10 protein-coding genes are annotated in these 14,185 nt (G+C 41.4%); 6 read left to right on the top strand and 4 right to left on the bottom strand.

Annotated features, from left to right (window positions below):
- Window positions 1-27: 27 nt before the first annotated feature.
- Window positions 28-3,108, top strand: a complete 3,081-nt coding sequence (locus HG267_RS16270) for a tetratricopeptide repeat protein (protein WP_045871898.1) — start codon at window positions 28-30, stop codon at window positions 3,106-3,108.
- A 46-nt stretch (window positions 3,109-3,154) separates the two neighbouring features.
- Entirely contained in the window at window positions 3,155-3,445 is a 291-nt protein-coding gene (locus HG267_RS16265; RefSeq protein ID WP_045871899.1) for a hypothetical protein, read from the top strand.
- Window positions 3,446-3,695: 250 nt separating this feature from the next.
- Here the strand turns inward: HG267_RS16265 and HG267_RS16260 are convergent, their stop codons facing one another.
- The 3 genes from HG267_RS16260 to HG267_RS16250 form a co-directional block, all read right to left on the bottom strand.
- Window positions 3,696-4,076 carry an endonuclease domain-containing protein gene (locus HG267_RS16260; protein ID WP_194007720.1) on the bottom strand — a complete coding sequence of 127 codons (381 nt, stop codon included), beginning with the start codon at window positions 4,074-4,076 and terminating at the stop codon, window positions 3,696-3,698.
- 308 nt (window positions 4,077-4,384) lie between these two features.
- Complete coding sequence (locus HG267_RS16255; RefSeq protein WP_263420068.1) at window positions 4,385-4,738, bottom strand: hypothetical protein; 354 nt, start codon at window positions 4,736-4,738, stop codon at window positions 4,385-4,387.
- A gap of 852 nt (window positions 4,739-5,590) precedes the next feature.
- Window positions 5,591-5,914 carry a hypothetical protein gene (locus HG267_RS16250; protein ID WP_045871901.1) on the bottom strand — a complete coding sequence of 108 codons (324 nt, stop codon included), beginning with the start codon at window positions 5,912-5,914 and terminating at the stop codon, window positions 5,591-5,593.
- Window positions 5,915-6,239: 325 nt separating this feature from the next.
- Here HG267_RS16250 and HG267_RS16245 point away from each other — a divergent pair, with 325 nt between their 5' ends.
- On the top strand, window positions 6,240-6,611 hold the full coding sequence (locus tag HG267_RS16245; protein WP_045871902.1) for a zinc ribbon domain-containing protein: 372 nt from the start codon (window positions 6,240-6,242) through the stop codon (window positions 6,609-6,611).
- A gap of 288 nt (window positions 6,612-6,899) precedes the next feature.
- On the opposite strand, the gene rtcA is transcribed toward HG267_RS16245, so the two are convergent.
- A complete protein-coding gene (gene rtcA / locus HG267_RS16240) occupies window positions 6,900-7,949 on the bottom strand; it encodes an RNA 3'-terminal phosphate cyclase (protein ID WP_045871903.1) in 1,050 nt (349 codons plus the stop codon).
- A 348-nt stretch (window positions 7,950-8,297) separates the two neighbouring features.
- Here rtcA and recQ point away from each other — a divergent pair, with 348 nt between their 5' ends.
- From recQ to HG267_RS16225, 3 genes are all read left to right on the top strand, one after another.
- Window positions 8,298-10,460: a DNA helicase RecQ gene (gene recQ, locus HG267_RS16235; protein ID WP_045871904.1), complete on the top strand. Its 2,163-nt coding sequence runs from the start codon at window positions 8,298-8,300 to the stop codon at window positions 10,458-10,460.
- Window positions 10,461-10,950: 490 nt separating this feature from the next.
- Window positions 10,951-11,172, top strand: a complete 222-nt coding sequence (locus HG267_RS16230) for a hypothetical protein (RefSeq protein WP_045871905.1) — start codon at window positions 10,951-10,953, stop codon at window positions 11,170-11,172.
- A 1,017-nt stretch (window positions 11,173-12,189) separates the two neighbouring features.
- Window positions 12,190-14,163: an AMP-dependent synthetase/ligase gene (locus HG267_RS16225; protein WP_045871906.1), complete on the top strand. Its 1,974-nt coding sequence runs from the start codon at window positions 12,190-12,192 to the stop codon at window positions 14,161-14,163.
- Window positions 14,164-14,185: the final 22 nt, after the last annotated feature.

Below are 14,185 nucleotides of genomic sequence, written 5' to 3'. Positions count from 1 at the left end.
GTTTATGGTACTGCACAGCAAGAAATAGTGGAGTTGATAGAACGCAGTACCAAAGCAGAATCGCCTGGGGTTCTCAAAGCTGGGAACCCACAGAAAAGTTTGGCTTATTGGCAAGGACGCAAAGCCGAAATTGCCCAAATACAGCAATGGTTAACTGATAACAATACCTTTTTAATTGGCATAGAAGGCATCGGTGGCATGGGTAAATCGATGCTGGCAAGTAAAATTTATGAAGGTTTCCCTGAACCTCAGCGATTTTGGGGTGATGTGAGTAATGGGGCAAGTTTTAGCGATTTAGCCCGTAAAGCACTGCGTAAATTTGGCTTTCCGGTTCCAGAAGAAGAAGCGCAGTTAGTAGACGCGCTGGTGATGTGTTTACGCAGTGGTGAATTTTTACTGATTATTGACAACCTAGAGAGTTTATTACAACCGAATAGACAATGGGGAAGTCTATTTTACGGTGAATTTTTCAACGCTTGGGTGGAATTTGGTGGTAATAGTAAGGTAATAGTGACCACCAGAGAAAGACCAGAATTAAAAGGCTTTGAGTGGCTACCGTTGAAAGGTTTGCAAGTAGATGAAGGGGTAGCACTGTTAACAGCTTTAGGCATTCGGGGAGATTTAGCCGAGTTTGTGGAATTAGTAGATGGACATCCTCTGCTGTTGCGATTGATAGGTGATTTATTAAAAGAAGAATATCCCCAAGACCCAGATTTAAACAGATTAGCAAATTTAGGTTTAGGCAATTTGCGGCAGTTGTTGACAGATTCTCAAGTGGTAGGTGTGCATCGCCGGGAAAATGTGGGGATGGTGTTGGTATTGGATGCCAGTTTTGAAAGGTTGAATGATTTACAAAAGGCTTTATTGCTGAATATTAGTGTTTATCGTGGTGCGGTTGATAGTGCAGCAGCAGTGGCGTTGTTGCCGGGAAATTCAGCAGCAGAGATTGAGGGAGAATTAAGGAATATTGTTAAGCGTTCTTTGTTAATAGAAAAGCTGAATGGTAAGCGGCTATTTGAGTTTCAGCCTGTGGTGTTGGAGTATGTGCGGTATAAGGCTGGCAATCAGACAGAGGCGCATCAGCAAGCCATTAATTATTATCGCTCAATTGCTCAACAACCGCCTTGGACAATAAAAGATGATGTAAAAGAATACTTAGAAATCTTTTATCACTATTATCAATTGCAAGATTATGACTCTGCCTTTGATGCGCTTTGGTTTTGCGATAAATTTTTAAGCTTGCGGGGTTATTATGCAGACAAAGTAGAATTATATGAGCAATTGGTCAGTAAATGGCAAGAAATTGGCGATAGAGAAAATAGGAATTATCAGGCTTCTCTCACTTCATTAGGCAAAGCTTACTACTACCTGGGACAGTACCAACGGGCAATTGAGTTCTACCAGCAGTCTTTGGATATCACACGGGAAATTGGCGATTCTCCAAAGGAGAGGCTTCGCCAACGCAATGGTGAAGGTAATTCCTTAATCGGTTTGGGCAATGCTTACAATTCCCTGGGACAGTACCAACGGGCGATTGAGTTCTTCCAGCAGTCATTGGATATCACACGGGAGATTGGCGATTCTCCAGAGGAGAGGCTTCGCCAACGCAATGGTGAAGGTAATTCCTTAATCGGTTTGGGCAATGCTTACTATTCCCTGGGACAGTACCAACGGGCGATTGAGTTCTTCCAGCAGTCATTGGATATCACACGGGAGATTGGCGATTCTCCAGAGGAGAGGCTTCGCCAACGCAATGGTGAAGGTGCTTCCTTAAACAATTTGGGCAATGCTTACAATTCCCTGGGACAGTACCAACGGGCGATTGAGTTCTACCAGCAGTCTTTGGATATCAAACGGGAGATTGGCGATTCTCCAGAGGAGAGGCTTCGCCAACGCAATGGCGAAGGTAGTTCTTTAAACAATTTGGGCAATGCTTACAAGTCCCTGGGACAGTACCAACGGGCGATAGAGTTCTACCAGCAGTCTTTGGATATCTTTCGGGAAATTGGCAATCGCAATGGCGAAGGTAAATCCTTAAACAATTTGGGCAATGCTTACAAGTCCCTGGGACAGTACCCACGGGCGATTGAGTTCCACCAGCAGTCATTGGATATCACACGGGAGATAGGCGATCGCAATGGCGAAGGTAATTCCTTAATCGGTTTGGGCATTGCTTACGGTTCCCTAGGACAGTACCAACGGGCGATTGAGTTCTACCAGCAGTCAATGGATATCTTTCGGGAAATTGGCGATCGCAATGGCGAAGGTAATTCCTTAATCGGTTTGGGCATTGCTTACGGTTCCCTAGGACAGTACCAACGGGCGATTGAGTTCTACCAGCAGTCTTTGGATATCAAACGGGAGATTGGCGATCGCAATGGCGAAGGTAATTCCTTAAACAATTTGGGCAATGCTTACGATTCCCTGGGACAGTACCAACGGGCGATTGAGTTCTACCAGCAGTCTTTGGATATCAAACGGGAGATTGGCGATCGCAATGGCGAAGGTAATTCCTTAAACAATTTGGGCAATGCTTACGATTCCCTGGGACAGTACCAACGGGCGATTGAGTTCCACCAGCAGTCATTGGATATATCAAGGGAGATCGGCGATCGCAATGGCGAAGGTAATTCCTTAGGTAATTTGGGCAGTGCTTACGGTTCCCTAGGACAGTACCAACGGGCGATTGAGTTCTTCCAGCAGTCATTGGATATCACACGGGAGATTGGCGATCGCAACGGCGAAGGTAATTCCTTAATGAATTTGGGCAGTGCTTACGGTTTCCTAGGACAGTACCAACGGGCGATAGAGTTCTTCCAGCAGTCAATGGATATCAAACGGGAGATAGGCGATATTCGAGGGGAAGCAACAGCCTGGTTTAATTTAGGTGTGTCATTAAAAAACGTCAATCGACAAGCAGACGCGCTGGGTGCTTATCGCAATGCGCGTGAACTGTATCAGAGAATGGGACTTGATGCTGATGTGCAAGATTGCAATGATAAAATTGAGCGTCTTTCGCAACCACAAGCGCCTGTAGTTTCTCGGCGTGGGTTTTGGGGGTGGTGGCGGCGGTTGTGGCGTTGGGTTCGTGGTTGGTTTCGGCGATAAAATAAGGTATACGCTATAATCACTTGCAAGATTTCATAGAATTACTATGACAACTCCACTGCTGCCAACGCTTCATAATTTACCTGCTACCTTACTTTTAGAAGGTGCAATCAGCATTGAGTTGCAAGAGGGAATACCTATATTTAGAGCTTCTAGTATTATCCAAAATCGCATTGCAGCTTTACTAGCCAAACAGCAAAATTCTTCACTCAATTCACAAGAAGAACAAGAACTAGATGGCTACGAAGAAATTGATGATTATTTAAGTTTTCTCAATCGTGTAGCTAGAAATGTTGTGCAAAATCCCGATAATCAAACTGTGTTAATAGCAATTTAATGTGAAGTTGCACATATCTAGATCCCCCTAAATCCCCCTTAAAAAGGGGGACTTTAAGAACTTTTCCCATGTTTTAAGGGTAGGGTGTATAGACCTCTTCGTGCTAAGTGCAAAATGTGGTTTTATCCCCCTAAATCTCTCTTAAAAAGTGGGACTTTGATTCTCTCTTTCCCCCCCTTTTTTAAGGGGGGTTAGGGGGGATCAAAACGTTGTGGTGCTACGTTATAAGACTTATATATACACCGTAGCCTTACAAAGGGGTGATTAAATCTTGTATCTGCTCACATACACTATCAAACTGATTTAAAACTTGATTATTTGTAAACCTAATAATCTTTAAACCATAGCTTTCTAAAATTCTTGTTCTCTCTATGTCATAGTCTTGAGCTTCATCTGTAAAATGGCTATCACCATCAATTTCAATCACTATTTGTAAATTAGGACAATAGAAATCAACTATAAAATTATTAATTGGTCGTTGCCTTAAAACCCGAAATTTAAAATTCCTCAAATACTCATACCACAGCTTTTTTTCTGCTATGGTCATGTTTTTGCGAAGTTCCTTTGCTCTTTTTATCAGCTTTGGATTATACGGTAAATGGAAATCGCTACTTTTCAGATTGTTTGCCATAATTTATAGCATTTATATCTATATACCAATTTTTTATGAGGCTGCATAGAATTCGATCCCCCCTAACCCCCCTTAAAAAAGGGGGGACAAGAAAATATCTTCAAAGTCCCCCTTTTTAAGGGGGATTTAGGGGGATCTACAAGTCTAAAATACAACACCAAAAAGTTTTGAGAAATCCTCTTTTGCGAAAACCACAAACCATCTATCTAAGTCCTCTTACATAAATTATTCGTAAGGGTACAATAATTTTGTACCCCTACCAATTTATGGCTTTCACCAATTTGTATGGCGGTTTTCGTAATTATGAATTACGAAGTAGGCACAACTACATTTTGACGTACAACACGTTTGCGATCGCTTTTTCGAGTACCCCCAGCCATCTGATATTCATGGCTATTGCTGCCAAATTTATACGCAATACCACGCAAAATGTTCTCAGAATAGTCTGCTAAATCTTTTTCATTCTCTACAATTTGAGTTAATAAATTATCTATAGTAGAGAGAGTCCGATTATATTCTTTTATAGATTGGCGTAGTTTTTGGATTTTTTCAATATATCCTTGGACTGTTAATCCTTCTCCTACATCGAGATTGGAATTGATAGATTCAATGCTAGCTAGACGTTTCTCAGCTTTGCTAAGAACACGTGAACTACGTTTCATTCTTGTCATTATTTGCACCCTATTAGCAAATTTTTCCTAAATCTATAGTGGACAATTAGGGAAAAATTTGTCATACGTAGAATTGTTGATTTTTCTGAAAAAACTCAAAATTTCCGTAATTTAGCGCAATTTATCATTAAGAAAGTCTCAAAATATGTCATTTCTAGGGTTTAAAACTGTTGGTAAATTTTAGAACACCAGTATGTTTTTGCTAACCTCAAGGTGAAAGTTCCTACAGACTACGCGAAACACGGAAACGTCAACCCTGAAGTTGATTCCGACTACGCGAAACACGGAAACGTTAACCCTGATGTTAATTCCGGGAACCCTGAAGTTGATTCCGACTGCGCGAAACACGGAAATGTCAACCTTGATGTTGATTCCGGGAACCCTGAAGTTGATTCCGACTGCGCGAAACACCGAAACGTCAACCCTGATGTTGATTCCGGGAACCCTGATGTTGATTCAGTCAAGAATAAAGGAATAAATTACTCAATATTGATGCTACGTTTGCTTACCCTGCTTGCCAAAGTTCATGTAGGATGCGTTAGCGATAGCGTAACGCATCCGCTAAGATTTTTTCAGAAATCAAATCGGATTTTCTATATTTTATTAAGTAACGTACCATATTCGGCGGCGGTGCGTTAGGCGCTAGATTAGTTATTTTGTGGCAAATAATATTTATCATATAGCGTTTCTCAGTCTGGTGAAGTACGAAATTACCCCTCCCCAACCCTCCCCTTGGTAAGGTGCGCGATAGCGCGGGTGGGGTGTATTTCATTTGCTTGGGAATTGCTATATGCGCCTAACACACCCTACAACAAGATTTATTTTTAATTGATAAATAATCTCTTATTTAGAGCTAGATTCAAAATCAGATACAGCACAGGAAAACTCTCTGAAGGCTGTTTTAATTAGCACTTCTTTCATTTCTCTATTTAAAGCAGAATCACGGATCATGTCTGCTAATTCGAGGAATAAAAAGGAAATCATAAAACGGTCTTGGCGGTCAATTTGTTTTAAGCAAGATGAAATAAATTCATAAAGTTCTGTTTTTTTGGGTTTGCTTTCTTCTTCCCAAAGTTGAAAAGCTAACCTGAAGGTTTTTAACCTAATTTCGTTAGTGTTGTAAGACGCGTCTTTGTAGCGAATTGATACGCGTTGGGGCATTTCCATAGTTTTGAATAGCCTGAATAAATATAAATTATTCTTCCATTTTTTATTAGTTAATCCGGAGGAAACAATAATTTTAGATTGGGTTAAAGCCAGTGAAACATAACAAAAAATTGAACTTAGGTTAAGTTACCTTGGAAATGTTTGGTTAACCCAAAAATATTGGGTTCCGTTCCTCAAACCAACCTCCGCAGATTGAAATCAAAATTTGTTTTGGGGTAAAGATTAACGGGTAAAATTTAAAGTGTTTTATTTTGCTTTTTACTTTTTGGTGTGAGAAGTCGCTAAAATCGAAATGTTTACATAATAATTTACGCTTAGTTAGGTTGTGGCTACTGTAACTTGTCCTCGCTGCCATCAACTGGTTGATCATCAGGCTATTACTTGTCCTTATTGTCAGACAACTCTCAAGGCTTACGGACATCCTGGTATTCCGTTGCATCGTGTGAGTGGTGATGGTTATCTGTGCGATACTTGCACCTATCATGCGGATGATACTTGCAATTTTCCTAAACGTCCCTACGCAAAAGATTGTACCCTTTACCAAAATTTGGAGGAGAGTAAGTTGGAGTCACAACAGCAGCTTGCTGAACAGAGTTTTGGTGTGGCTGTCAAAGGTTGGATTAAACGTAATCAGGGCTTGCTGTTGATATTAGGTCTATTATGCATCTGTTTACTGCTGGCGTTGTCAACAGGATAGCAGGGGTGGTAATAATACTCGGTTAAGCGTTTTGAACTCAAAATTGGTTTTGGGGAAAAGGGGAAAGGTTAAAGGGGAAGGGGAAAATACAACACCTTTCCCTCTTTACCTTTACCCTTTTCCCGACTTACAGCAGATTCAATGTTTATGAGGTACAGCAACTAATGGAAAAAAGTAATGAGTAAGAAGTAGTGAGTAATAAGTAAATTTCCTACTCATTACTCATTACTCATTACTCATTACTCATGATGTACCTCAATTACTTCAAAAGTGCTGTATGCAATAAGTCTAATGTTTTGTATGAGGTGCGATCGCGACTATCTTTTTGGCTTCATCTACTGTAATCCGCGCTAGTCCAAATTTTTCAATAATCGCCGCATTTGTGGTTAAGTGGGTACTAATGTTGGATACCCCATATTGGCTTTCTTCTAAGGCTAAGGTAGCTGGTAATAATAATTGATCACCTAAATGTTCATCGACTGGTGCGCCTGTGTGATGAAATTCTAACAATTGGCGACAAGCAATATCTGCAACTTTCTCGGCTGGTAAACGTAACCGCCCAAAGCCACCAAATCCGGTTAAGCTGTGTTTATACTCAGCAGTTAAAAAAACTCCCGCCCCCGGTGCAATTCCTTTTTCTCGCAAGGCTTGAATAGCTGTATTTAAACCAGCTTGATGTAATAAATTTTGGGCGCGATTCGCCATGCGTTGAGAAATATGCGAGGCTAATTCTGTGACTACTGCTAATCCTCTGACTTGCTGTAAGTTACCTCTCTCCAGCAAAGTAATACCGTTAATTTTGCCACTACCATTCACTTTAATATGCATTTCGCCGCCACCTTGGGGATACCATCCCCAAGCGCGTAACTTAGCTGTCGCCTTAACTCCCATGCGGCGCAGCATCGGCAAATATACTTGCTCAATATAGGTCATGGTGGGGCTAAAGGGTACATGAGTCCCACCTTTTAAAATTACTTGGGATTCCGCAGAAGCTAAAGCCAAAGGTAAAAGAACAGTCTGTAATACCAAAGTCATCGCCCCAGCCGATCCGCCTTGCTGTGCGTCGGTGACATCAAAGGTATATTGTCCCGGTTTTACAGAACTACCAGGAATAAATTCCAACATCATGGAACCCAAAGTATCACCATGCATTTTGGCATCACAAATTCTAGCCGCAGCACGAACTGCTGTTAAATGTTGTGCTGCTAATCCTGGTCTTCTACGTTTAGCACGAATACCTGCAATGCGGATAGATTCACCAGTGATAGCCGCTAAACTCAAGGAAGTGCGAAGAACCTGTCCACCTCCTTCTCCGTAGGAACCGTCAATGTCAATCATGGGAAATTTGAGATATTGAACTTTGGATTATCTCTACGGTTGAGTAATCAGATTACAAAGTTTATAGCTGTTTTCATATAAGTGCAATATGGCTCATTTGTCATTGGTCATTGGTCATTTGTCATTTGGTAATTGGTGTTTGTCTTTTATTCTTCCTTATCTCCCTCATCTCCCTCATCTCCCTCATCTCCCAGTCCCCATTACCCCTTATCCCCAGAGGGGGCCCCGAGTTCCCCATTCCCCACTCCCCGTTCCCCATTCCCCATTCCCCACACATCCCAGGAGATTGCTAAAATCCTGTTATCCTCGTAACTACTCACGCAGAAAGCACCAGAAAAAGCGATCGCTATGCTTCAGTATCCGAATCTCGAACAAGCGCTAAAATATCACTTCGGTTATGACCGATTTCGTCCGGGACAACGGCAAATTATCGAGGATGCGCTGCAAAATCGGGATTTAATGGTGGTGATGCCTACGGGTGGGGGAAAATCTTTGTGCTTTCAGTTACCAGCGCTGTTAAAGAAGGGTTTGACGGTGGTGGTGTCTCCTTTGATCGCTTTGATGCAAGACCAGGTGGAGGCGTTACGGAATAATAATATTAGCGCTACGTTCCTGAATAGTAGTTTGAATGCTTATAAGGTGCGATCGCGGGAGGAAGCAATCCTCAGTGGTAAGGTAAAATTACTTTACGTTGCACCAGAACGGCTGTTGAGTGAAAGATTTCTGCCGTTTCTGGATTTAGTTAATCACCAAATTGGGATTTCTACTTTTGCAATTGATGAGGCGCACTGTGTCTCGGAATGGGGACATGATTTCCGTCCAGAATATCGGCAATTGCGATCGCTACGCCAACGTTACCCTAATATTCCTGCTGTCGCCCTGACTGCTACAGCTACCGATCGCGTCCGCAGTGATATTATCCAACAACTAGGGTTAAAGCAACCGAGTATTCACATTGCCAGTTTTAACCGCCAAAATCTTTATTATGAAATCCGTTCTAAATCTAAATATGCTTACGCGGAATTATTAGAATTAATTCGGGATACCCAAGGTTCGGTAATTATTTATTGTTTGACTCGTAAAAAAGTTGATGAATTAACTTTTAAATTGCAAAACGATAAAATTTCTGCCATACCTTATCATGCGGGATTAACTGACGACGAACGCACCAAAAATCAAACGCGGTTTATTCGGGATGATGTGCGGGTAATTGTCGCCACTATTGCTTTTGGGATGGGAATTAATAAGCCGGATGTGCGCTTGGTGGTTCACTTTGATTTACCCCGCAATATAGAAAGTTACTATCAAGAATCCGGGAGGGCGGGTAGGGATGGCGAACCTTCACGCTGTACGCTGTTCTTTAATTATGGTGATATTAAAACTATTGAATGGAGTATTAATCAAAAAACCGATCCGCAAGAACAGTTGATTGCCAAACAACAATTGCGGCAAATGATCGACTATGCCGAAGGTACAGATTGCAGACGCACAATTCAACTAGGTTATTTTGGCGAACGCTTTGCGGGTAATTGCGGTAACTGTGATAATTGCCGTTATCCCAAACCGATGCAAGATTGGACGATTGAAGCGATGAAGTTCTTATCTTGTGTGGCGCGTTGTAAAGAAAGATTTGGGATGCTGCATATTATTGATGTGCTGCGGGGTGGAAAAAGCCAGAAAATTCTGCAAAACGAACATGACAAGCTATCTACCTACGGTATCGGCAAAGATAGAACTGTGGATGAATGGCGAATGCTGGGGCGATCGCTTTTGCACCAAGGTTTACTGGAACAAACCACCGATGGTTACTCGGTTTTGAAGCTGAACGCCTTGAGTTGGGAGGTGATGCGGCGACAACGTACCGTCAGTTTAGCTGTGTCAGCAGTGCAAAAAGTGACTTGGGAAGAAACCAGCGAGAAAGCAGTTGAAGTAGAATTACTCATGCAGAGATTGCGATCGCTGCGGAAACAACTAGCTGATGAACAATCTGTACCACCCTACGTTGTTTTTCAAGATTCTACCTTGAAATTAATGGCTCAGGTGCAACCTACAACCCTCAGCGAATTTGCCAAACTTTCTGGTGTTGGTAGTCATAAACTCGCCCAATATGGTGATAAATTCCTGGCAGAAATTCGCGCCTATCGTCAAGAACAAGGTGTCATCGATGTAGTGGTGAATGAAAAACCCGCTTTTGGTTTTCGCTTACCTTCAACTACAGAATTATTAACATTACAATTGCATCAACGCGGTTTAACTGTTGCTAAAATTGCCGAGCAAAGAAATCTTCGTTCTAGTACAGTTGTAGGACACCTAGTAGATTTAGTTGAAAATAATCAGCCTGTAGACTTAAATCAATTAGTGCCTTTAGAAAAGCAAAAAAAGATTTGGCAAGTGTTAGAAGTGCTGGGTGATATTTCTCTCACCCCCATTCGCGAACAGCTGGGCGAGAATTATACGTATGATGAAATTCGCCTAGTGCGGGGAAGATGGCGCAGGGAGAAAAGGAAGTAATGGGGATTGGGGATTGGGGATTGGGTAATTGCCCTGTTTATGAAAAGGTATTATGAATTTGTGATTTTAAAAGCTTGCCACTACCTACAATTTTCATACCAATTTAAAAAAAGAATGCGACAGATTGTAGGGGCAAGGCACTGCCTTGCCCTCTAGATTATATATTGATGTGTCGCAAACATTATTTTATTTGGTATCAGCTATTCCCAATTTAAATTGCATAATTCAGGCGCGCAGAATACCTGAGCCACAACATCTTAGATATTGTAGATATACAAAATATATTGGATTTAGCTTAATTTTTGCTTTGCCGTCTACTCACTTGGGAATAAATTCCCATACCTATCGTAAGTTAGATTTTGTAGTGAGATGACAGGTTGTTTTGATACTGGAACCTTGACAAAAATGTAGGCAATGACAAGGGGAGTTTTCCTAGTGTCTGTTGACTTTTTGTAAATCGTGCTGCAATCAAAATGATGCGCTGGAATTAATGGCAATTTTGGTGAGTATTACCAGATTTCATGAAGAAAAGCTGGGTACTTCTGAACTAGGTTCTGGTACTTCCATAGGAACCACAGCAGGTTGCGCCTCTTTGGTTTTGGGTGCCAAAATTATCGATAGCAGCTTAGGGAAAGACAAACAAATAACAGTACTCACCAGAGTTAATAGTAGTACATCTATCATACTCATAGATTATCCCCCCGTAAAATAAAGATTTTTTTGATTCTATTTCTTAACTTAGCAGTAAAATTTGTATTTGCAAATACACCTAGCATTTGAAATTACTTGTATTTTATATAAGCAAGTTAAATATATTGATTTCCTTTGCCAACCATAGAAAAAATTATTGGTTGGTGATGCGCTGATGCTGATGTTTTCATGTATGTGAAAATATCCTATTTGAATTGTCAACTTCCTCGCAGCAGAATAAAGCTAAGACGGAAACAGCGTACTAATTCTACACTGCTCGTCTGAACCTCATAAATATTTCCCACAAACAATCGAGAGTTTGTATCCCTATCTCCAAAAATTTTGAAGATTACGTAGTCAGCTATTTAATGCTGAAAAAATTCCCAAATATAGCAGTCCCAAATTATTTGTGAAAAACTATTGATGAGGCTACGAGAGATTTCACAATTCAAATAGGATGGCAATCGAACTCAACATGGTATGAATGCACCGGTGGGTTGTTCTCCTAATTAACAGATCCAACTAAAGAAGCGGAAATTATCATTAATTTGGAGTACAGCGATCGCAAAAACGAGGACGGAATCTACAAAATTGGCTGCCTGTCAATGGGTGAACCGTACAATAAGGAAAGGTCGTTATTGGGACTCTACTTGCTTGGGAACTGGTTGATGATTCAGTCGGTTCGGTTTTAAGTGAGAGAATAGTAGATAGCAGCCTAGGAAATGCCAAGCAAGCAATAGTACTGATGATTGTCAGTAATGCAGCATCCTGTACAACTATAGGTAATCACCCCCCTGTGTAAATAGGTGGTCGCTTTGATCTACTGTCAGCAAATGTTGATGTCATTACATTAATTGTCATGACAGCCATTGCTTTAAGTCTATATAAGTGAATTCTACCATAAATATTTGTAAATGGAAGCCAGAACTTTCCGAAAATATAGATGCGGAAAGCATTGTGTATATTAAAGACATTTATTGCGACACAATAGCAAAATCATCTCCAAAAACAGCAAATTTAGTATCTAGGTAATAGTGTGATGTCAAAAACTCAATCTGCGGCGATTTACTTATCTAATATTAGTGAACAAGAACGTTTAGCATTAAAGCGGTTAAAAGATTACACCCATATCAATGCAATCCCAGAAATTTGGCCCTTAGCAGCCAAGTCATTTGGGGATACAGTGGCGTTGCACAATCCCCATGCTAAACCAGAGGTGGTGATTACTTACAAGCAGTTAGCAGAGCTAATTCAAAAATTTGCGGCTGGGTTACAGGTGTTAGGAGTCAAAGCAGGCGATCGCCTGTCGTTAATTGCCGATAATAGTCCCAGGTGGTTTGTAGCCGATCAAGGAATTATGACGGCTGGCGCTGTGGATGCGGTGCGGAGTTCTCAAGCCGAAAAGGAAGAATTACTGTTTATTATTGCTAATAGCGGCAGTACAGGGCTAGTACTAGAAGATTTAAAGACACTGCAAAAATTGCGCGATCGCATCAACGATTTACCCGTGCAATTTGTGATTTTGCTTTCCGATGAAACACCGCCAGAAGATAGCCTGAAAATCCTCAATTTTTCGCAATTGCTAGAAATTGGCGCTAACAATGCTTGGCAACCAGTTGAGTACAATCAAGACAATTTAGCCACACTCATTTATACTTCCGGTACTACAGGCAAACCCAAGGGTGTGATGCTGGCTCATAGCAATTTAATTCATCAAATCACAACTATGGGTACCGTAGTACAGCCTAACGTCGGTGATATTGCCTTGAGTATTCTTCCGAGTTGGCATAGCTATGAAAGAACCGTAGAGTATTTCTTACTTTCTCAGGGTTGTACTCAAATTTATACCAACTTGCGTGCTGTCAAAAACGATTTAAAAAACCGCAAACCCCATTTTATGGTGGCTGTACCGCGCCTCTGGGAATCAATTTATGAAGGAGCGCAAAAACAGTTTCGCGAACAACCAGCTAATAAGCAACGCCTGATCAACTTTTTCTTTGAAAAGAGCGATCGCTATATTAAAGCCAAGCGCATTGCTGAAGGAGTCAGTTTAGAGCATTTAGAATCCTCAGCAGTAGAGAAATTAACGGCGAAAATCCAAGCTGCGGCTTTATTTCCCCTCCATGCCTTGGGAGAGCGGCTAGTTTATGCTAAAGTCCGGGAGGCAACAGGAGGGCGAATCAAGCAAGTCATTAGCGGTGGTGGCGCACTTCCCAAGCACATCGATATGTTTTTTGAAATTATTGGTGTCGAAATTTTGCAAGGCTATGGCTTAACCGAAACATCTCCTGTAACTAATGTGCGTCGCCCTTGGCATAATGTCCGTGGTTCATCCGGTCAGACATTACCCGCAACAGAAACTAAAATTGTAGATCCAGAGACTCGCAAACCTTTACCAATAGGTGAGCGAGGCTTGGTGTTATTGAAGGGGCCGCAAATTATGCAAGGCTATTACCAAAATCCCGAAGCAACAGCGAAAGCCATCGACGCTGACGGTTGGTTTGATAGCGGCGATTTGGGTTGGTTAACACCACAAAATGACTTAGTACTGACTGGTAGGGCAAAAGATACGATTGTCTTAACTAATGGGGAAAATATCGAGCCGCAACCAATCGAAGACGCGTGTTTGCGATCGCCCTACATCGATCAGATTATGCTAGTTGGTCAAGATCAGCGTAGCCTTGGTGCATTGATTGTCCCCAATTTGGAAGCATTAGTAAAATGGGCAGAAACTCAAAATATCGATTTGAGTAAACCAAATGAAGATGTTACCGCCTCAGCCAGTCAAAAAATAGACCTGGAGAGTAAAATAATCCAGGAATTATTTCGGAAAGAATTGAATCGGGAAGTGCAAAATCGTCCAGGCTATAGAGCAGATGACCGCATCGGCCCATTTAAGCTCATTCCAGAGCCGTTTTCTATTGAAAATGGTTTAATGACACAAACACTAAAAATCCGGCGACATGTCGTCAGCGAACGCTATCGCGATATTGTGAACGCCATGTTTGCTTGATAATTCCACTTACAAAATATAG

It is taken from the genome of Tolypothrix sp. PCC 7601, assembly GCF_025677855.1.
In the GTDB taxonomy this organism is placed as follows: Bacteria; Cyanobacteriota; Cyanobacteriia; order Cyanobacteriales; family Nostocaceae; genus Aulosira; species Aulosira diplosiphon.
Note: the sequence above shows the minus strand (reverse complement) of the source record. Positions and strands in the feature narration are given on the sequence as shown.